The organism is Novosphingobium sp. ES2-1, assembly GCF_015169775.1.
GTDB lineage: Bacteria > Pseudomonadota > Alphaproteobacteria > Sphingomonadales > Sphingomonadaceae > Novosphingobium > Novosphingobium subterraneum.
Genome location: NZ_CP063445.1, coordinates 1,101,626 through 1,120,215, shown reverse-complemented (window position 1 = coordinate 1,120,215; position 18,590 = coordinate 1,101,626). Strand labels below are relative to the sequence as shown.

The following is an 18,590-nucleotide window of genomic DNA, read 5'->3' as shown; positions in this document are numbered from 1 at the left end:
GGAGACCGAAAGGCAAGAGATGTCGCTCCACTTCGAACTCGTCACCCCGGCCCGCCTCGTCCGTTCGGAAGAGGTCCACATGGTTGTCGTTCCTGGCACCGACGGTGAATTCGGCGTGCTGGAAGGCCACGCGCCTTTCATGTCCACGGTCAAGGACGGGACGATCAAGGTCTACAAGTCTGCAGGTTCGGCACCTGAAGAGATCACGGTCCAGGGCGGCTTCGCGGAAGTCGGCGCCAAGGGCCTGACGGTTCTCGCCGAACACGTCGAAGGCTGATTTGCCTTAACCGACACGCAAGGGGGCTGGTCCGCAAGGACCGGCCCCTTTCGTTTTTGCAGAACCGAACCCGGTCGTATGTGTCACATACATTTTTTGCACAATTCAGCATTCCGAACTTTTCAAGCACGCGAAAATAGGGCAAAGCGACTCCACATCCGCGAAATCGCATCGGGAGAGCCAAGAAACCATGTCCCAGACCCTCGAACAGGTCATCCAGAATGCCGGTGACCTCGTAAACTTCGTCCGCAACCAGCAGGTCGGCCCCAACGTCTATCCCGGTGTTCCGGCAGAATACTCGAACTGGCGCAACGAACAGTGGGCGTGGGCGCACTCGGCGGTGCTCTACAACCAGTCGTACCATATGGTCGATCTGGCGGTTAAGGGGCCTGACGCCTTCAAGATGCTCGAACACCTCGGCGTCAACTCGTTCAAGAACTTCCAGCCCGATCGCGCCAAGCAGTTCGTACCGGTGACGCCCGACGGCTACGTCATCGGCGACGTGATCCTGTTCTACCTCGACGAAAACCACTTCAACCTCGTCGGCCGCGCACCGACGATCGAGTGGGTCGAATACCACGCTGCTTCGGGCAACTGGAACGTCACGGTGGAGCGCGACGAACGCTGGGCGATGCGCACCGATGGCAAACGCAATTCGTACCGTTTCCAGGTGCAGGGTCCGAACGCGATGAAGATCATCGAAAAGGCCACCGGGAAGACCGCGCCTGACCTCAAGTTCTTCCACATGACCCGCATGACCATCGGCGGCAAGGAAGTCCGCGCGTTGCGTCATGGCATGGCTGGCCAGCCGGGCTTCGAACTGATGGGCCCGTGGGAAGACTATGGCGCCGTCCACGCCGCGCTGGTCGAGGCCGGCAAGGAATTCCAGATGGCGCTGGTTGGCGGTCGCGCCTACTCGTCCAACACCCTGGAATCGGGCTGGATCCCCTCGCCCTTCCCCGCGATCTACACTGGCGAAGCGCTCCGCCCCTATCGTGAATGGCTCTCCGCCAATTCCTACGAAGCCAAGTGCTCGGTCGGCGGCAGCTACGTGCCCGAAACCATCGAAGGCTACTACACCACGCCGTGGGATCTCGGCTACGGCCCCTTCGTCAAGTTCGACGATGACTTCATCGGCCGTGCCGCGCTCGAAAAGATGGCCGCTGAAGGCAAGCACCGCACCAAGGTCACGCTCGCGCTCGACAACGAAGACGTCATGCGCGTCCAGTCCTCGGCACTGAGCAAGGGCGATCGCGCCAAGTTCATGGAGTACCCGAGCGCGGTCTACTCGATGCACCCATTCGATCAGGTTCTCGCCGATGGCAAGATGGTCGGCCTTTCCACCTGGATCGGCTACACCGCTAACGAAGGCAAGTTCCTGACCCTCGCGATGATGGAACCGGGCTACGTCGAGCCTGGCACCGAGGTCAGCCTGCTCTGGGGCGAACCCAACGGCGGCACCACCAAGCCGACGGTCGAACCCCACGTCCAGACCGAAATCAAGGCCACCGTTGCTGCAGTCCCCTACTCGGAAGTTGCCCGCGACAGCTACGCCGAAGGCTGGCGCACGAAGAAGTAAGTCTCAGGGCGCAAGCCTGACAGCGAGAGCGCCGGCCCATCCCGACGGGTCCGGCGCTCTTTGCATTGTAGCACTTCCTGCGCTGCTAACGCCTCGTCATCCTGAACTTGTTTCAGGATCCATGTCTAAATGCAGGCAGCCTAGTGAGGGGACGGATGGACCCTGAAACGAGTTCAGGGTGACGGCGGTCGAGGCACAAATTTCGTTTGTGTTACTAACAATATCTGGCAAAGTGCTGGCGACAAGAACCGAGCCAGAAACCCGAGGATGCCATGGCCGCCAACAATACCATTACCTTCTACGACCTCGCCCTTTCCACCGGTGCGACGATCAGCCCGTTCGTCTGGGCGACCAAGTACGCGCTCAAGCACAAGGGCTTCGATCTCGACGTCGTGCCAGGCGGCTTCACCGGCATTCTCGAACGCACCGGCGGCAAGACCGAGCGCCTGCCTGCCATCGTGGATGACGGCGAATGGGTGCTCGACAGCTGGGGCATCGTCGAGTACCTCGACGCGAAGTACCCGGATCGCCCTGCCCTGATCCCGCACGAAAGCGTTGCCGTCACGCTCAAGGCACTTGATCACTGGTTCTGGAACGCCGCCGTTGGCCCTTGGATGTTCTGCTTCTGCGCCGACTATCGCGATCTCTCGGTGCCGGCAGACCACGAATACGTCACCCACAGCCGCGAAAAGATGCTCGGCCGCAAGCTCGAGGATGTGCAGGCCGGCCGCGAAGAGCGCCTGCCCAAGATCAGCGCCGCGCTTGAACCACTGCGCGCGGCGCTCGGCCAGCACGAATGGCTCGGCGGGTCGTCGCCCAACTATGCCGACTTCCGTATCATGGGCGGCATCCTGTTCACCGCATCGGTCTGCAAGACTCCGGTCCTTGCCAACGACGACCCGCTCCGTCCCTGGATCGAACGCTGCCTCGATCTCTACGGCGGCCTCGGGCGTCATCCCGGCCTCTTCCCCCTGTTTGGCCTCGAACAGCGCGAAGGCGATCCGGACCTGTTCAACCGCTCGGCTGGCCAAGGCGGCATCTACAAGCGCAACACCGGCCCGGATTCGACCCGCGCCGAAACCCAGCGCATCACCGAAGGAATGAAGAAGTAAAAGGAATGGGCCGGAGCGATCCGGCCCTTACTTCCTGAGCTTGGCCAGCATGTCCCCGAACGTCAGCCGCGTGTCGATCGTGGTATAGACGCGGATCGGACGTCCCTTGGGGTTCGGCCTGCAGGTGCCATCGTCCTGCACCGTAGGCGCAGGCACAACGGCGTAATCGCTCGAAGAAGGGTCAGGCTCGAACGCGGACTGAAGCACCGTCAGCGTGACCAGCGGGCTGTCGCCCAAGGCATAGGCTTCGCCTACCTTAAGCCCCATCTTCGCTGCGGCCTCGGACAGTCCGGATATCTGACCCGCCAGCCAAGCCCCGGTCCCGCCATTCTCCTTCATCGCTTGGAGTTCGGCCATCGAGAATAGCATTCGCCGATACGTGTTGCGCGGCACTTGCCATATCGCAACGTCGGAGCGGTTGAAGACGACCTGTGCTGCGGCAACGTCAATTGTTATGTTGTACTCGCCCGGAGATCCACCCGGCACGGGCAGGCCAAGCCCGGGATACTCCGGCCCGCCAATCCACACCAGCGTCAGCCGCTTGGCGATGCGCGGCTCGATCAGCAAGGCTGAAGCAAGATCGGTCAACCCGGCCCCGGCGCAATAGAACAACGGCAGGGGATCGTCCCGCATCGCCTCTGCAATGATCGCATCGACCGCTGCCGAGCGCGCCGGGACGAACGCGGAGACCATCGCTTTCTCCGACCCGACGTGGACGGGAACCTTGCCGGTCAGCCCCATGACTCCAAGCAATTCGCGGGCCTTGTTTGCTCCATCCGTTGCCTGATGCTCTGATTTTGCCCAGATTTCATCGACATGAAGATGCGATCCGATGATCGCCCGCACTTCGACCGAAGGCGAGCGCAAGTGGTGCGCCAGCTGGAACAGCCCGTCCGGGTCGCCGGAAAAGTCGTTATCGCAAATCACGCGAAAGCGACGTTGGTCTGCCGAGGCTCGCGCCAGGCCGGGTACGACCACCAGACCTGCAGCGGCGTGCAATAGCCCCAGAAAAGACCTGCGCTTCATCACTTTACCGCTCCTGCCACGCGCAGCAAAAGTTGGCGCACCCGCTCGGCCAGTTGTTCATCGAATCGTACCGCAGGGACAGCCACGCTGAACGCACCGGCAAGCTGCTCGTCGATCCATACCGGGACCGCCATGCCGCATATCCCGACCGTCGCTTCTTCCTGGGCGAGGCTGAAGCCAGTGGCCATGATCTGCGCAAAGTCGGCGCGAAGCTCCGCCTCTGTCGTCCTTGTCTGCGGCGTCAGCTTGGCGCGTTCGGTCTCGGCGAAATAGCGCTCCATCTCGGCCGGCGGCAGCCACGCTGCCATGATCTTGCCGGCGGCCAGTGCATGGAGCGGGCGTCGCGTGCCAGGGTCGACGGCATAGCGCAGCGCCTGATCGCTGGCCTCTGTGACCAGCGCTTCGACTTCCCAGCCACGGCGCACCATGAAAGACGATGTCTCGTTCAACTCGCTGCGGAGGGCGCGGACCAGCGGCGCCACCCGATCCTCAAGCGTCAGTGCCGTTTCAGGGGCTCGCAGCCGCTGCAGGCCCGGCCCCGGCAAATAGCGTCGCCCTTCCCGCGTCAAGTATCCACGCTCGGTCAAGGTGGCGAGCAGATAGGACAGGCTGCTGACCGGAATGGCCAGCGCGCCCGCAATCTCCTGGGCCACCGCGCCCTGCCGATGCGCCACGACGTACTCGATTACGTCGAGCGTCCGCATCGCCGACTTGACGGGGTTGGATGCGGTTGGTGCGTTCACTTGAACGTCAGGCTGCCGCGGCGCTCTGCGAACCGCCAGCCGTCGGCGGTAAGCGCAAAGCGATCGTGGAAAGAGCCGACGAGCGGGGCGCCGTCGCCCGTGAACAGCAGCATGGCGCTGGTGCCGCGTGCAGTCGCCGGCCCTTCAACATCGATGACCACGTTCGAGCAGACATGTCGTGTGGTGCGTGGCGGACGCGCCTTGAACGCGGCGAGGATCGCTTCGCGCCCCACCACTCCCTGATCTGGCGCGGTCGGGCGGTACATGACACCATCCTCGGTATAGAGGGCTGCCACTTCCTCCCAACGCGCCTCGTCGTTCAGGTTGGCATAAAGCGCAACCAGCCGGGCGCAATCATGCTCGGCCGCGCGGCGGTCTTCCGGACTCACAGGCGGCTCGCTGCGATGTCTGCGCCTTCACGCAGAGACTCGAGCTTGCGCCACGTCACGATCGGATCGAGCTTGCCATAACCGGCAAATGTGCCGAAGCCGCAGTCGGTGCTGGCGACCACGCGGTCCACGCCGACGAAGCTGGCAAAGCGCTCGATGCGCTGGGCGATCAACTCAGGATGCTCGATGTAGTTCGAGCAGGTGTCGATCAGGCCCGGCGCAAGGATCTTGTGATCCGGCAGCTTCGCGTCCCTCCACACCGTCCATTCGTGTTCGTGGCGCGGGTTGGCGCCTTCGAACAGGATCGTGGCGGGTCGGGCCTTGATCACGATGTCGACCACGCGTTCCAGCGGGATATCATGATCGTGGGGGCCTTCGTAGTTGCCCCAGCAGATGTGCATGCGCATCTTCTCGGGCGGAATGTTGGCCGTCGCCGCGTTCAGCGCTTCGACGTTGGCGGCGGCTACCTTGAGGAAGTCCTCTTCCGACATGTCCTGATAGCCGGTGTGACGGCTCATCGCGAGATCGGGACAATCGAGCTGGAGGTAGAAGCCCGCGTCCACGATCGTCTCGTACTCCTCGCGCATCGCATCGGCGAGGTCGGCGAGGTAAGCTTCGTGGGTGGGATAGTGGCGATTGACCTGGAAGGCGGTGATCAGGCCCGGCGAGGCCGCGTTCATGAACGCTTCCGTATCGGGCGCTGCGTGCTTTTCCAGCGCCGCCTTGAAGCGGCGGATATCGTCGTGCAGCGGCTGCAGCGTGACCTTTCGCACCGGCCCGATGCACGAAGCGCGGACGAATTCCTGGCTGCCCATGATCGCCGAGAGCTTCTTCGCAAGATTGGGCACTTCGGCAAGGTCAGCAGCGGGCTTGCGATCGATGTGGCCGCCGAAGCCGGAGAGGCGCTCGATCATGTACGTGGAGTAGCCGACCTTGCCGAGTTCGCCATCGGAGACCACCGAGACTCCGGCATCGACCTGCATCTTCACCGCGGCATCGACGGCGGCCGAAACTTTCGCGTCGAAATCCGCGGCGTCGTAAGGCTCACCCTTGTCCCGGGCGAGGAGCAGAGGCGTCAATTCATCCCCGCGCGGGAGGCTGCCGACGTGAGTTGTCTTGATCTTGGCCATTTCAGTCGCCTCTTCCTCAGTTCATATCCATGAAAAATTCATAGAGAACTTGGCGGGCGAAACAAGGGGAATTGCTGGCTTTTGCGCGGAAACGCCGCGGGAGGGAGTTTACGGGTTTACAGTGTCCTGAGAAAAATGCCGCAACCGCCCCGGGTACACTTCAAGCGGCAGATCAAAGCACTGAGCCATCATTCCCCACGCCAACGACGCTGCCATATTTCCATGCTGTAGGACAGCCCTGCCGATCAGCGGCAACGAATTGACACTGCCTCGAGCCGGAATGGGACAACGGACAGAACCCCACAATATTCCAGCGAATCCATTCAAGTTGGATCCGTCGTTAGTAACGAACGCAAGACTCTGATTCTAATGGCTTAAGAGTATGAAACACCATCGATCGTGCTGCCTTTTCATACCGAAGGTTAGTAATGCACGCTTGCTGACACAATGGTTAACACAGTTTTAATAATTGTTAACTTCGCGTATACCAAAGTTCGACCCCAACAGTCGAGTCGCAACCGAAAAGGCGCAGCAAACTCCAATCCAAGGATAATGCACATGCGCAGGATGATGATTGCGGCCGTTGCGGCCACGGCCCTTATTTCGACTTCAGCAATTGCCGCCGTTTCGTTCAATTACGACACCGGCACAGGCTTCGTCGGCAAGGGCGACGTTTCTGTGCTTTACGGCTGGAACAACGCCCAGGCGAAGGCCAACATGACGGCAGACACGCTGTCATTCTACACCCTCTCCAGTTCCGAAGTCGAAGCCACGTGCGAATGGACGAACGGCGTCAAGAAGAAGACCACACATAGGAAAGTACGCAAGATCGCAGTGATCGATGCCAACGCCGTGACCTTCGATGTTCGCAACAACAAGAACGGCACTGTTACGGGTATCAACCTGCTTGGATATGGTGCTGATCTTGGTTCGACCACCGACGCTCCCGAAGTCGGCTCAGTCTGCCTCGGCGACGGTAACGAAGACAATGGCGCCAACGGCATCATTACCAGCGTCGTGGAAGTCCCCGGCTCGGATTCTGGAGACATGCTTTACGTGTCGTTTGGCGGCGTCGACTATGCCCTGCCGAACACTCCGATCGTCACCACCACGATCTGATCGACGGCTTGATGTCCTCGGAGAGGGTGCCGGGCAACATCGGCACCCTTTTCCTTTGCGCCAGCGTGAATCCGTTCCGATTGCATCGGACGGATGGCTCCTAACGCCTGTTCTATCGCGTTTTCAGGGTCATCTGATGATGCCATCTGGTTCGAAAACGCCCAAGAGCGCCTTCGTCAAAAGGTCTTGCGGACGCCGATCTGTATAGAGCGGCCCACAGCGTCGAGCAGGTAGGGCTGGTAGCGCAAGGGCGTGTTGCCGGTCCCGTCCGTAACGCGCTGTCGACTGTCGAACAGATTTCGCGCATTGATGCTGACGCGTGTGCCGCTTGCCCAAGTTGCATCAGGCAACACGCGCCCAAGGTCGGCGAACAGGCGGACATCGATCAATGCGCGCGACGCATAGCGCAGATCTGCAGCAGACGGGGTAGTGCCGGCCCGGATACTTGTTGCACCTTTCCATGTCCCGCTGGACTGCAGCCCGAATCCCTTTCCTGCAATGCCGGCGTTAAATTGAATGGCGTGCCTGGCCTGTCCGCCGCCATAGCCGAATACGCCGCCGTCAAGAAGATCGACGCTCGGCAAACCTGCACGGGCCAGGCGTTGGGCCTTGAGCGTCCACGTGTGGTTCAGGGAGAAGTTGACGCGCCAAGGCTTGGGCCCTTCCAGGCCCGGGCTGCCAGCCGTGCCATCTTCGTCGTTGTCGATCAGCGCCGTGCCCAGTTGACGGGCCAGTTGACGGGCCTGCCGGACCTGAGCCTTGCCGAAAAAGCGTGAGAAGTTGACGCCCCATCGTAGTTGCTCATGCTCCTCGCGCGCAAAGGACACCGGTCTATTGTCCACCCGGACGAGGCGGCCACTATCATCCCGACCAAATCGGTCAGCGAAAGCCTGCTGCACTTCGGCATTGAGCGGTGGCAGCGCACCGATCCTGTTGAGATAGCGTGTGCGCGTGAAATCTGCGTTGAGATTAAGCCTGCCGCGGTCCTGCAAGGCCAACGTCCCGCCGAAGCTCAAGGTTCTGCGACTTTCGTTGCGCAAGGCGGCATTCCCGCCACCGATGACGGTGACGTCCACCGTTTCATTGCGAATGAAATCGAAGAAGCGGACGTTTGGATAGACAATAACTGGAGCATTGATGATCGCCAGCTGCGGGGCAATGTCCTCGCCCGTGAACCCGCCCCGCAAGGAGACACTGGAAACCGGTTGCCAGTTCAAGCCGTAGGCGTGGTTCCACAGGCGCCCCACGCCGCTTGCGTTTCGCAAGCCCAGCGCAAGATTGGCCCGGAGATCCCCGATCGCCGCCAAGACATTGTTGCGCCGGCTTGCGAGGGGCACATCGACCGACACCTGCCCGTTCGCATCGTTCCTTCGTGTCGAAACGAGCGAGCCGTTGCTTTCCGAACGTTGCCAGTGGATGCCGCCCCCAACCCCGGAGCGAAACCATGATCTCCCCGGTCGGCAATTTGACGGCCGGGCCCGTCAACGTCGCCTGTGCACTGGCCAGATCGCTGTTCGAACGGGCGACATCACGCCGGGAAATGCCGAGGAAGGCGTTCGGCACTTCAGCAAATGGGCTGAACAGGTTTGCATCAATTGCCGCTTGCAGAGCCGCAGTATCAACGCCCCGATCGGTCAGTGTCCGATCTTCGCGGTGATTGTAATTCAATGAAAGCGTGCCGGTCCACTTGCCCAGATTATGGTTGATGGTTGCTGCCAGATTAGCACCGCCTCCTTGCCGCTTGGCTTCCAGCGGCACCGGCAGATAGCGCGCCACATTGACAGCTTGCGAAAAGACCGAGGCCGGATTGGCAGGGTCCAACCGAAAGAGCGCCGTGGCCGCCCCCTGCAACGAACGGCTGCGGGTCAGCTCACCAATGGCGGTGATGTTGACATTCGTGCGGGGACCGAGCCGGCGCCCCAGCGTCGCATTCATCGACCAGGTTCGGGAATCCGGCACCAGGCTGCGGTATGTCGCAATGCCATTCAGGTTCGTGGCATTGGCGCTGGCTACAAACTGGCCAGTGTCGGGTTAGTGGACGGAACGGCCGCCACCGTTACCCGGGCGCCGGCAAGCTGGCTGAACATGGGGTCGATTTCGTTGCCCGATCCTGCAAGAGCCACGACGTTGCCAACAAGATCGTAGGGTGTCGCCCCTGCCGGAGTGGGCAAGATCGGGCGGTCGCTCTCAAGCAGCATGTCGGTGTCACGCATGCGCGCCGTGATCGTGGTCCGGTTCGAACCTGATATCTTGGTGTACCCGGCGGCGGCGCCGGCGCCAGTCCCCTTGCCCGCAGTGGCGAAGGCGCCCTCGGCGTTGAGCGTCGCCTGGCGGAAAGCGGGCTTCAGTTGAATGTTGACGACACGACGCTCCGGTCGCTGACCGATGCGCGATGCGGTATCACGGGGAAGCAGCTGGATCTTGCGAAGCGCCTCGGGCGGCAAGTCGGCAATGTCATCCATTCCATTGGCCAACTGGCCATTGATCAGAACGACCGGGCCGTCATCGGAAGCGTCAATGCCGGATGCAACCTGATCGAGAAGGTCCCCCACCGTATCGGCTCCATAGGCCGAGATATCCGCTTCCTCGAGCTCATCCTCGGCAATGATGCCGTCTATGATCGACGTTTCGCGCTGCCCCTTTACGACGATGGGATCGCCCGTGTCTCGAGGATTTGCCGTCAGGGCGCCGGGAACCTGCGCATCCGGTTCAGCACCGGCGCCGAATGCGGGATGCGGCAAGAGGAGGCACGCAGCAGACAGCGCGACCGCTTCGCTTCTTGTCAGCGCATGAGACAAAGAGGCTCCCCCGTTTACCCCTCGAAAACAGGACCGACCTTGGCAAAGATTTGCCATAATTGCCAGCCGATCCCGTTAAAGAGGAGCAGTAATCTGAAGAGCATTACTTGAGTTAAAGATGACTGCGCGATAAGCAGATCTGACGAGGCACAGGTCGACGGTGATCCGTAAACATGACTAAACAGGTCTACGCCTTGTCTTGCGAAGGCCGCCGACCGGTAACCCGCTGGTAGAAGCGGGAGAAGTAGCTGGGGTCTTCGAAGCCGAGTTCGGCGGCGACCTGGGTGGCGGTGGCATTGGTATAACGCAGCAGGCGGTGGGCTTCGAGAGCGAGGCGGCGGTGGATCAGGTCCATCGGCGAACAGCCTAGCCGCGTGGCGGTGAGGCGCGAGAGCGTGCGCCGGGTCAGGCCAAGCGATCCGGCGTAGAAATCGAGATCGCGGTGCTGGCGGTAATGCAGTTCGACAAGTTCGCGGAAGCGGTCAAGACGCCGGTCGGAGCGCTCGAGCGCATCGCCTGCAGGCACATCCCTGACCAGCGTGCGGATCAGGCTTTCGGCCAACGAGAGGAACAAGGGGTCATGCTGCTGCCAGTCCTGCTGGAGCAAGAGCATTTCGCGCGCCAGCCAGAACGCGCGGGTGGCAGCTTCTTCGGAAAGGGCAGCGATTCCGCCTTGGGCCAACGCGGGGAGCAGCGGGTCTGAAGGCTCTGCTGCGCGTGTGGAAAAGTCGGTGGACAAGGTTAGGACAAATCCGCTCGTCCCCTGACGGAAGCGGAAGCCGTGGACGGCAGCGGCAGGAACGATAACCCTGCCCGGCCCTTCCAGCCCGACGGTGCGCGTATCGAGCGTGATGGTGGCGTGTCCTTCCTCTACCAGAAGGACCTGCACGAAGTGGTCATGCCGATGGATGCCGATTTCCCAATCGTGCAGCGCGCTACGCTCGGCAATCGTCTCGATATGCGCAAAGCCGCCAGCGGTTGGCGCCATCCCTTCGCCATAGAGCGCGTATCTGGGAATTGCCTCGATCATGTCCCAAAAGTGCCAGCTGTTTGTCCTGACGCTGCATTCCTCCAGATGCCGCATTCTGTCAAATTCCGCAGGATCAGGCCCGCATCCCAGTGCGGGCCGCGTGGGAGAATTGTCATGAAGACCCAGGTCGCCATCATCGGCGCAGGCCCGGCCGGCCTGCTGCTCGGACACCTGCTCAAGGCCGAGGGCATCGATTGCGTGGTGCTCGAACGGCAGACGCCCGATTACGTGCTTGGCCGCATTCGCGCCGGGGTACTTGAACAGATCACGGTCGGCCTGATGGCACGCCTCGGGCTGGATGCGCGCCTCAAGGCCGAGGGACTGGTCGAGGAAGGCTTCAACCTTGCCGATGGCGAACGCCTGATCCGCATCGACGTCGCCAATCTCACCGGCAAGACGGTGGTGGTCTATGGCCAGACCGAGATCACCCGCGACCTGATGGACGCCGCCCCCGAACGCGGCCTGCAGGTGATCTATGGTGTTGGTGACGTTGCGCTGCATGACATCGAAAGCGAAGCGCCCTACGTCACCTATGCGGCCGACGGTACCCAACTGCGTCTCGATGCGCGCTTCATCGTCGGTTGCGACGGGTTCCATGGCCCTAGCCGCAAGGCCATCCCGGCCAGCGTGGCGCGCGAGTATGAGCGCGTCTATCCGTTCGGCTGGCTCGGCATCCTGGCCGACGTGCCACCGTGCAATCATGAACTGATCTATGCCAACCACGAACGCGGCTTTGCCCTCGCCTCGATGCGCAGCCACACGCGCAGCCGCTATTACGTCGACGTGCCACTGACCGAAAAGGTCGAGGACTGGTCGGACGAGCGCATCTGGGACGAGCTGGCGGTGCGCCTTGGGCCCGAGGCTGCGGCGAACATGACGCGCGGGCCTTCGATCGAAAAGTCGATCGCGCCTTTGCGCTCCTACGTGTTCGAACCGATGCGCCACGGCAGCCTGCTGCTGTGCGGCGATGCTGCGCACATTGTCCCGCCCACCGGCGCAAAGGGCCTGAATCTTGCCGCCAGCGACGTGCATTATGCCGCCGAAGCCCTGAGCGGATATTTCAAGCGTGCCGATAACGATGCGATCACGGGATACTCCGCCAAGGCGCTGGCCCGCGTGTGGAAGTCCGAGCGTTTCTCGTGGTCGCTGACCAAGCTGATGCATCGCTTCCCCGAGGACGGCCCGTTCGAGCGCGCCATGCAGGTGGCCGAGCTGGAGTACATCGCGTCCAGCAAGGCAGCGCAGACGAGCATCGCCGAGAATTACGTCGGCTTGCCGGTGTAACATCGTCATTTCACCGTCACAAAGTCGATACAGAAAGCTCCTGGAAACAGGGGCTTTCTTTACATGCGGCACATCGACATCCTGCTGACAGGCAACCTATCCGGAGGACGGGAACCCTTCGTTCATTCCGATTTGCGCGTGGTGTTTCACCGCTGGAAATCGGAGGCCCCCCTTCCCCTCATGGAAGGGCGGCCCTGGGCGTTCATCGATTGGGTGCTGGACGAAATGTCCGGCCTTGAACTGTGCCGCCGTCTGCGCTGCGGCGACAGCTTGGGGCAGGAAGCGCATATCACGATGATCCTCGAGGAAGACGACGCCGAGGCCAAGCGCCGCGCCCTGCGGGCCGGAGCGGATGACTATATCGTCGGTCCCGTTGACCGAGGCGCGATTCTCGACCGGGTGCTCTCCATCCAGCTTCCCGAGCACGAAGCGCCGACGCGGGTGCTGCGGTTGGGCGAACTGACGCTGGACCTTGCTGCGCTGCAGGCCCGCTGGCGGGAGAAGCCGCTGCTCCTGATGCCGAACGAGATGCGCCTGCTGCGCTACCTGATGGAGAAGCCCGGCCACGTATTCAGCCGCACCCAGCTGATTGCGGCATTGGGCAAGCACGATCAGCCGATCGACGAGAGGACCGTCGACGCCTGGATCAGCCGCCTGCGCCGCGCTTTGCGCGATGTCGGCGCAGGATCGCCGCTGCGCACGGTGCGCTCGATGGGGTACGTGCTGGATCGGCCGTAAGGTCAGGTTCGCAGGAATTCATCAAGTTGATGCAGGCTTTCCGCCGTTCCATCGCAGGCGCTTGATGCCAGTTCCTGTTCGAGCGCTTCGGCACTTGGAAACAGGTTCGAAATGGTGACTTCGGTGCCGCCATCGCGCTCGGCAAAGGTGACCGTGGTTATCGCTCCGTCGGCGCTCTCTTCGTTGGTCCAGACGATCCTGCGATCCCGCTCGACTTCGAGATAGGTTCCGTAGAACGCCATCGGTCGATCCATGGACACGTGGCCGATCTCGAGCCGGTAAGTGCCGCCGACGCGCACGTCCATTTCGCACGAGACGAGCGTCATGCCGTATGACCGTGGCACCCACCACTGACGGAACAGCGCGGGGTCGGCCCATGCGCGATAGACCAGATGCACCGGCGCCCTGAAGCAACGGATGACGACCAGCTCCCTGTTGGACGGGCGTTCCACCCGCGTTTGCGGATCGGGGCTATCAGCTTGACTGACCATCGTCATTCTCCCTTCGCATCATTGATTCAAGAACATTGTCCAGCGCGCCAAATCGGGCGTCCCAGGCCTGCCGGTAGCGCTCGATCCACGCGGCTTCGTCTTCCATGCGACGAGGCCCCAGCCGGCACTTGCGCACCCGTCCAATCTTCTCCGTGGCGACAAACCCGGCGGCCTCGAGCACGCCGACATGCTTCTTCATGCCGGTGAGCGTCATGCCGAAACGGGAGGCGAGATCGGTGATCGAGGCATCTGCCTGCACAAGGTGCAGCATGACTCCGCGCCGCGTGGGATCTGCCAGCGCCGCGAAAGCTGCATCAAGGCCGGACGACTCATACTGAACCATATGGTTCACTTTCTCACGATCAGGCCATTGCCACAACAAAAAAGAGGCGGCCTGTTGTGACAGGCCGCCTCCCGAGGGTGGTTGATCGGTGCGGCGTCAGAACGTCATCGAGGCCGAGAGCGCAAACGTGCGGCCAACATCGTAGGAGTTGACCTCGACGCGGTTGGCACCGGACTGCTGGTATTCGTAGTTGCGGCGGCCCGTGATGTTGCGCGCCTCGAACTTGAGTTCGAGATCCTGCTTGAACAGCTTGAAGCCCTGGCGTGCAACGAAATCGATGCGCAGGCCCGGGTCCTGCACCACATCGGGCTGGCCGGTGTTGAGCAGACCGCGGCTGAAGACGCGCTTGCTGGCATAGCTCAGCAGGATGGTCTGCTGCGAGAGCTTGTCGGTGTCTTCGAGCCCGAGCTGGACGTTGGCGATATGCTCGCTCTGCCCCGTCAGTGGCGCGCCATTGGTGAAGTAGTCGAGCGCGCGAGTCGATGCGGCGAGGTAGTACGACGTCTGATCGCCTTCCTTCACCTTCAGCTTCGACTTTGTGTAGGTATAATTGGCGATCAGGGCAAAGCGGCGAGACTCCCACATGCCGCCCCAGTCGGACATGTCGAAGTACTTCTGCAGTTCGACTTCGGCGCCGTAAAGATCGGCCTTGGGCGCGTTGGCGAAGCTGGTGATGAAGTTGTCGCTTTCGAGGCTGACGAAGCTCTCGATCGGCTTGTCGATGCGCTTCCAGAAGCCTGCGATCGAGAAGCGCTGGTCACGCGCATAGTACCACTCGTAGCGGGCCTCGGCGTTGGTCAGCGTGCTGTCCTGCAGGTTGGGGTTGCCGCGATAGGTGCGGTTGGTGTCGGGATCGAAGTAGAACTGGTAGATCAACTCGCGGAACTGCGGGCGGGCGATCGTCTTCGAGGCGTTGGCGCGCAACTGCATGTCGTCGCGGAACGACCAGGTCAAGGTGGCCGCAGGCAGCCAGTAATCGTTGTTCAGGTTGGTCGGCGCGGTTATCGTGGTCACGTCCTTGAACACCGGGATGGCCGCAACGCCCATCTTCGCCGTTTCATAGCGAACACCGGCATCAAGCTGCAGCGTATCGGTCAATTGCGCATCGAACTTGGCGTAGGCACCGTGGTTCTTGAGCGTGGCGAGGAAGGCGGGGTTGCCTTCGTTCGTATCGACCAGACCGATGTTGAACGCCTTGATGACGGCGTTGCTCAGCAGGTAGTCCGGACGGAACAGGTTCACGCCATCGGGCAGATCGACGGCACGCCACTGGAAATCGCGGCGCGAGCTTGTCCGGCGGGTATCGGTATAGGCATAGCCAACCGTCGCAGTGATCGCGGGCGAGACCTTGTACGACACGTCGATGCCACCCGACCACAGGTCTTCGTTGAGATCGGAGAAGCTGACGTTGGCGCGACCGGCGTTACCATCGAGGTTGTTGACGAAGTATTGGCCGAGCGGGTCGGAGGCCACGTTGGTTCGGACGTATTCGAAGCCCAGTTCGTAGGGCGCCTCGCGCTGCGAATTGGCGAAACCACCGCGCAGGTCGACGCTCAGCCCATCGAGCGGCTTGAGTTCGGCGACGATCTGGCTGTCGATCAGCTGGCGTTCGTACCAGGCGGTTTCCTGCTGCTGCCAGTCTGCCGAAGTCTGGTTGCGCTGGCCAAGGCTGATGCGCGTGTGCTTGAGCGTGTCGCGGATGTAGAGGTTGGTCCAGCGGATCTTGTTGCGACCGAATTCGAGGCCAAGACCGAGCATGCCGTTGACGACAATGCGATTGTCGGTGGTCACGCGGCGGAAATCGGACTGGAGGTCAGCGAGATCGGATTCGACCGAAGTCTGGCTGAGCACGTCGCGAGTCAGCCACTTGTTGTTGTAGCCTGCGGTGGCGATGACGCCGAGCGTCGCGCCGCCGAGCTCGAACGACTTGCCCGCCGAGAACGAGAGCGAGCCGTTGCCCGGCATGTTCGGGATGCGCTGGGTCAGGCCGTTGCGGGTATTGACGATGCCCTGCCCCACGGCAACCGCATCGACATTGCCGGAACTCAGGCGTTCACCGCTGGCAAAGAAGCTCTGCAGGGCCTTCGTGTAATCACGCTGGCCGTTGTCGAAACCCGTCCAGTCAGTGCTGGAACCATAATAGGTGTAACCCAGCTGATTGGTGGTCTCGGTATCCCATGAACCGCCGATGCCGACGTTGACGAAGGCTTCTTGCGGGACCGACTTGGTGGTCAGATTGACCACGCCGCCGCCGAATTCGCCCGGGTAGTTCACCGAATAGGACTTCTGCACCAGCGACGAGGCGATGATGCTGGAGGGGAACAGGTCAAGCGGGACGACGCGCTTGAGCGGCTCCGGGCTTGGCAGAGGAGAGCCGTTCAGCAGCGCGAGCGAATAGCGATCGCCCAGGCCGCGCACGTAGACATAGCCGTTGCCGACGACGCTGAGGCCCGTCACGCGGCCAAGTGCGCCTGCGATGTTGCCTTCGCCGGTCCGCGCGATTTCGGCAGTTCCGAGCACGGAGACGACCTGCGGGGCGGCACGCTGCAGGTTGCGGTCTCGCTGGCCGGTAACGACGATCTCGCCACCCGGAATGGAGACTTCCGGCGCTGCTTCCTGCGGCTGTTCCTCAACCTGAGGACCAGTCGCAGCCTGATCGGGCGAAGCCTCGGATGCCGGGGGCGGTGTCTGCATGGCCTCTTGCGCGTGGGCAAGCGCCGGGCAGATCAGCGCGGTGGAGAGCAGCAGCAGGTTTGCGAGCCGCGAGGTATTCATCTGTCGTCCCCCCTGGGGAAAAGGAATGTTCTGTAGTGCGGGAAAGGGGGCAGCCGTTGCCGGCCACCCCCCGGGTTTCCCGAAAGGCGCCGATCAGGTGGTCGGCAGCAGCGTGCAGGACTGGCTGGTGGTGCCGAAGTTCGCGGCCGTGCTGTTGCAGGTCCAGCCAGCGTACCAGGTGTCCGAGCTGTTGCGGACGGCACCGACATACGGTGCAGCCGAGAAGAACGAGGACAGCGTCGTCACGTCGAACGCCGTGACAGCGGTTTCATTGGCGCCGTTGATGTAGAGGCTGGCCAGCGTGGACGCGAAACCGGCGTTGTTGTTGTTCGCACCCGAGCCGAAGAAGCCGGCGACCTGTGCCGCGGTGTAGGCACCCGTACCGATAAAGCGGTCGTCACCGGTGCCAGCGCAGGACATGACCACCGAACGTGCGGTCAGGGTCGAGGAGGCCGTGCCGCCCGAGCCGTTCATGCGGATGCACTGGTTTGCCGGAGCGACGACCACGCCGTTGTAAAGGTTGATGTCGGAGTTGCCGCGGAAGAACAGAGCTGCCTGGCCATTTGCTTCGTTGTTGCTGCTGGTGGCGGGCTGGATCGCGGTGAAGTTGGCAATGCGCGAAACCTGACGCGGCGTCTGGCTTTCGTTGCCATTGCTGTCGAGCTCCATCAGCGTGTCGCCCGCGCCCGAACGCTGGATCAGCAGCAGATACTGCAGGTTCGCCTGCACGCCGGTGTCCATGTCGAGGCTGTCATCGTCAGCACCGACAGAGATGTAGTGCTTCATATTGACAGTGCCGCCGAAGAACTCGGCGCCATCGTCCGAACTGTTGTAGCTCTGGATATAGTCCAGCTCGGTGCCCGAGCCCACGCCTTCGAGCGTAAGGGCCTGAAGCTCCGAGTTGGAACCAAGCACGTAGCCCGAATAGCGGATCTGGACGTACTTCAGCGCACCGCTGCTGTCGGCGCTGTTGGTGCCGCCGTAGAGAGCGGGATCCGCCGAACCTTCGGTCTGACGCTCGCAGGTGCTGGCGGTCGAACCGCTGGCGACCGAACCGGTGGTGCAGTCGGTGATCGGCGCGCGGCCCATAAGCACGACGCCGCCCCACTGGCCCTGCGAGGTCTCGGTATTAAGGCCGAGCACGTTGTCGCGGCTGGTGAAGACGATCGGTGCGCTGGCAGTGCCAACCGCGTTGATCTTGTTGCCACGGTTGACGGCGAGCCAGGACGTGCCGGTATTGCCGAACAGGATCACGCCCGGCTGGATGGTCAGCGTCACGCCAGTGCTGGTGCTGCTGAAGCCGGCATCGGTGCCGACATCGACGCGACCGTTGATGGAGTAGAGCAGACCCGCGATCTTGGGGAGCGTGGTTGAACGGGTGATGCGGGCAGGCAGGGTGCACACGCGCCATGACCCCTGAGCCGAAGTGACCGTGCCCGCATCAGTCAAGCCGGTGGGGTCTTCGATGGTGGGGCAACCGGCTGCCGCGACGACCGGGCTCGTGGTTGGCGTGGGCGTCGGCGTCGGGGTCGGGGTCGGCGCAGGATTGATGACGACATTGCCGCCGGTGCCCGGCGAGGCGATGTCGGTCGGGCCGCAACCGGCGAGCGCAAGTCCGCTGCAGCCGACGAGCATAAGGCCGTGGATCTTCTTCACTTGGTATCCCCCATGGATAACAGCGGGAGCGATTCCCGCCAGGTCGAGGGGTGATCTAGGCGCGCAAAGTGACAGCCACTTTGCGGTTTCCTGACAGAAA

At 62.2% G+C, this 18,590-nt stretch carries 18 protein-coding genes; 6 read left to right on the top strand and 12 right to left on the bottom strand.

The genetic code is table 11. The features are described 5' to 3' along the window. Positions 1-19 precede the first annotated feature (19 nt). From IM701_RS05430 to IM701_RS05420, 3 genes are all read left to right on the top strand, one after another. Positions 20-277, top strand: a complete 258-nt coding sequence (locus tag IM701_RS05430; RefSeq protein ID WP_039335066.1) for an ATP synthase F1 subunit epsilon — start codon at positions 20-22, stop codon at positions 275-277. Between the two features lie 190 nt (positions 278-467). Beyond that, positions 468-1,856 carry an aminomethyl transferase family protein gene (locus tag IM701_RS05425; protein ID WP_193828015.1) on the top strand — a complete coding sequence of 463 codons (1,389 nt, stop codon included), beginning with the start codon at positions 468-470 and terminating at the stop codon, positions 1,854-1,856. 272 nt (positions 1,857-2,128) lie between these two features. Continuing rightward, the gene (locus IM701_RS05420; RefSeq protein ID WP_193828014.1) at positions 2,129-2,968 is read left to right on the top strand and encodes a beta-etherase; all 840 of its coding nucleotides are present in this window, start codon (positions 2,129-2,131) and stop codon (positions 2,966-2,968) included. A 27-nt stretch (positions 2,969-2,995) separates the two neighbouring features. On the opposite strand, the gene IM701_RS05415 is transcribed toward IM701_RS05420, so the two are convergent. Genes IM701_RS05415 through IM701_RS05400 form a run of 4 tightly spaced genes read right to left on the bottom strand, consistent with a single transcriptional unit; the run spans position 2,996 to position 6,256 of the window. Continuing rightward, positions 2,996-3,994, bottom strand: a complete 999-nt coding sequence (locus IM701_RS05415; RefSeq protein ID WP_193828013.1) for a nucleoside hydrolase — start codon at positions 3,992-3,994, stop codon at positions 2,996-2,998. Beyond that, positions 3,994-4,737, bottom strand: coding sequence for an IclR family transcriptional regulator (locus IM701_RS05410; RefSeq protein WP_230487811.1), 744 nt, complete (start codon positions 4,735-4,737; stop codon positions 3,994-3,996). Before IM701_RS05410 ends, IM701_RS05415 begins: the two co-directional genes overlap by 1 nt. Further along, a complete protein-coding gene (locus tag IM701_RS05405) occupies positions 4,734-5,126 on the bottom strand; it encodes a nuclear transport factor 2 family protein (RefSeq protein ID WP_039335081.1) in 393 nt (130 codons plus the stop codon). Before IM701_RS05405 ends, IM701_RS05410 begins: the two co-directional genes overlap by 4 nt. Further along, positions 5,123-6,256 (bottom strand): cobalamin-independent methionine synthase II family protein, encoded by a 1,134-nt coding sequence (locus IM701_RS05400; RefSeq protein ID WP_193828012.1) that lies wholly within the window; start codon positions 6,254-6,256, stop codon positions 5,123-5,125. Before IM701_RS05400 ends, IM701_RS05405 begins: the two co-directional genes overlap by 4 nt. 558 nt (positions 6,257-6,814) lie before the next feature. Between IM701_RS05400 and IM701_RS05395 the strand changes: the two genes are divergently transcribed. Next, positions 6,815-7,375, top strand: a complete 561-nt coding sequence (locus IM701_RS05395; RefSeq protein ID WP_193828011.1) for a hypothetical protein — start codon at positions 6,815-6,817, stop codon at positions 7,373-7,375. A gap of 176 nt (positions 7,376-7,551) precedes the next feature. Here IM701_RS05395 and IM701_RS05390 read toward each other — a convergent pair whose 3' ends face one another. The 4 genes from IM701_RS05390 to IM701_RS05375 form a co-directional block, all read right to left on the bottom strand. Further along, positions 7,552-8,451 carry a TonB-dependent receptor gene (locus IM701_RS05390; RefSeq protein WP_193828010.1) on the bottom strand — a complete coding sequence of 300 codons (900 nt, stop codon included), beginning with the start codon at positions 8,449-8,451 and terminating at the stop codon, positions 7,552-7,554. Between the two features lie 4 nt (positions 8,452-8,455). After that, positions 8,456-9,310, bottom strand: a complete 855-nt coding sequence (locus tag IM701_RS05385) for a hypothetical protein (RefSeq protein WP_193828009.1) — start codon at positions 9,308-9,310, stop codon at positions 8,456-8,458. A 74-nt stretch (positions 9,311-9,384) separates the two neighbouring features. Then, entirely contained in the window at positions 9,385-10,173 is a 789-nt protein-coding gene (locus IM701_RS05380; RefSeq protein WP_193828008.1) for a hypothetical protein, read from the bottom strand. Between the two features lie 187 nt (positions 10,174-10,360). Continuing rightward, positions 10,361-11,203 (bottom strand): helix-turn-helix domain-containing protein, encoded by an 843-nt coding sequence (locus IM701_RS05375; protein ID WP_062343653.1) that lies wholly within the window; start codon positions 11,201-11,203, stop codon positions 10,361-10,363. A gap of 114 nt (positions 11,204-11,317) precedes the next feature. Here IM701_RS05375 and pobA point away from each other — a divergent pair, with 114 nt between their 5' ends. Both pobA and IM701_RS05365 read left to right on the top strand, forming a co-directional pair. Beyond that, on the top strand, positions 11,318-12,487 hold the full coding sequence (gene pobA, locus IM701_RS05370; protein ID WP_193828007.1) for a 4-hydroxybenzoate 3-monooxygenase: 1,170 nt from the start codon (positions 11,318-11,320) through the stop codon (positions 12,485-12,487). A gap of 63 nt (positions 12,488-12,550) precedes the next feature. Continuing rightward, positions 12,551-13,225 (top strand): response regulator transcription factor, encoded by a 675-nt coding sequence (locus IM701_RS05365; RefSeq protein ID WP_039335097.1) that lies wholly within the window; start codon positions 12,551-12,553, stop codon positions 13,223-13,225. Between the two features lie 2 nt (positions 13,226-13,227). On the opposite strand, the gene IM701_RS05360 is transcribed toward IM701_RS05365, so the two are convergent. From IM701_RS05360 to IM701_RS05345, 4 genes are all read right to left on the bottom strand, one after another. After that, the gene (locus IM701_RS05360; protein ID WP_230487810.1) at positions 13,228-13,716 is read right to left on the bottom strand and encodes an SRPBCC domain-containing protein; all 489 of its coding nucleotides are present in this window, start codon (positions 13,714-13,716) and stop codon (positions 13,228-13,230) included. Further along, on the bottom strand, positions 13,700-14,059 hold the full coding sequence (locus tag IM701_RS05355; protein ID WP_039335102.1) for a helix-turn-helix transcriptional regulator: 360 nt from the start codon (positions 14,057-14,059) through the stop codon (positions 13,700-13,702). The genes IM701_RS05360 and IM701_RS05355 overlap by 17 nt, the downstream gene beginning before the upstream one ends. Positions 14,060-14,155: 96 nt before the next feature. Continuing rightward, a complete protein-coding gene (locus tag IM701_RS05350; protein WP_193828005.1) occupies positions 14,156-16,834 on the bottom strand; it encodes a TonB-dependent receptor domain-containing protein in 2,679 nt (892 codons plus the stop codon). Positions 16,835-16,927: 93 nt separating this feature from the next. Continuing rightward, the gene (locus tag IM701_RS05345; RefSeq protein ID WP_230487809.1) at positions 16,928-18,490 is read right to left on the bottom strand and encodes a hypothetical protein; all 1,563 of its coding nucleotides are present in this window, start codon (positions 18,488-18,490) and stop codon (positions 16,928-16,930) included. Positions 18,491-18,590: the final 100 nt, after the last annotated feature.

Excerpts from the sequence above, each read along its gene's own strand:
- IM701_RS05430 (WP_039335066.1), top strand. The coding sequence starts at position 20 with ATGTCGCTCCACTTCGAACTCGTCACCCCGGCCCGCCTCGTCCGTTCG.
- IM701_RS05425 (WP_193828015.1), top strand. The coding sequence starts at position 468 with ATGTCCCAGACCCTCGAACAGGTCATCCAGAATGCCGGTGACCTCGTA.
- IM701_RS05420 (WP_193828014.1), top strand. The coding sequence starts at position 2,129 with ATGGCCGCCAACAATACCATTACCTTCTACGACCTCGCCCTTTCCACC.
- IM701_RS05415 (WP_193828013.1), bottom strand. The coding sequence starts at position 3,994 with ATGAAGCGCAGGTCTTTTCTGGGGCTATTGCACGCCGCTGCAGGTCTG.
- IM701_RS05400 (WP_193828012.1), bottom strand. The coding sequence starts at position 6,256 with ATGGCCAAGATCAAGACAACTCACGTCGGCAGCCTCCCGCGCGGGGAT.
- IM701_RS05395 (WP_193828011.1), top strand. The coding sequence starts at position 6,815 with ATGCGCAGGATGATGATTGCGGCCGTTGCGGCCACGGCCCTTATTTCG.
- IM701_RS05385 (WP_193828009.1), bottom strand. The coding sequence starts at position 9,310 with ATGAATGCGACGCTGGGGCGCCGGCTCGGTCCCCGCACGAATGTCAAC.
- IM701_RS05375 (WP_062343653.1), bottom strand. The coding sequence starts at position 11,203 with ATGATCGAGGCAATTCCCAGATACGCGCTCTATGGCGAAGGGATGGCG.
- pobA (WP_193828007.1), top strand. The coding sequence starts at position 11,318 with ATGAAGACCCAGGTCGCCATCATCGGCGCAGGCCCGGCCGGCCTGCTG.
- IM701_RS05365 (WP_039335097.1), top strand. The coding sequence starts at position 12,551 with ATGCGGCACATCGACATCCTGCTGACAGGCAACCTATCCGGAGGACGG.
- IM701_RS05360 (WP_230487810.1), bottom strand. The coding sequence starts at position 13,716 with ATGGTCAGTCAAGCTGATAGCCCCGATCCGCAAACGCGGGTGGAACGC.
- IM701_RS05355 (WP_039335102.1), bottom strand. The coding sequence starts at position 14,059 with ATGGTTCAGTATGAGTCGTCCGGCCTTGATGCAGCTTTCGCGGCGCTG.
- IM701_RS05350 (WP_193828005.1), bottom strand. The coding sequence starts at position 16,834 with ATGAATACCTCGCGGCTCGCAAACCTGCTGCTGCTCTCCACCGCGCTG.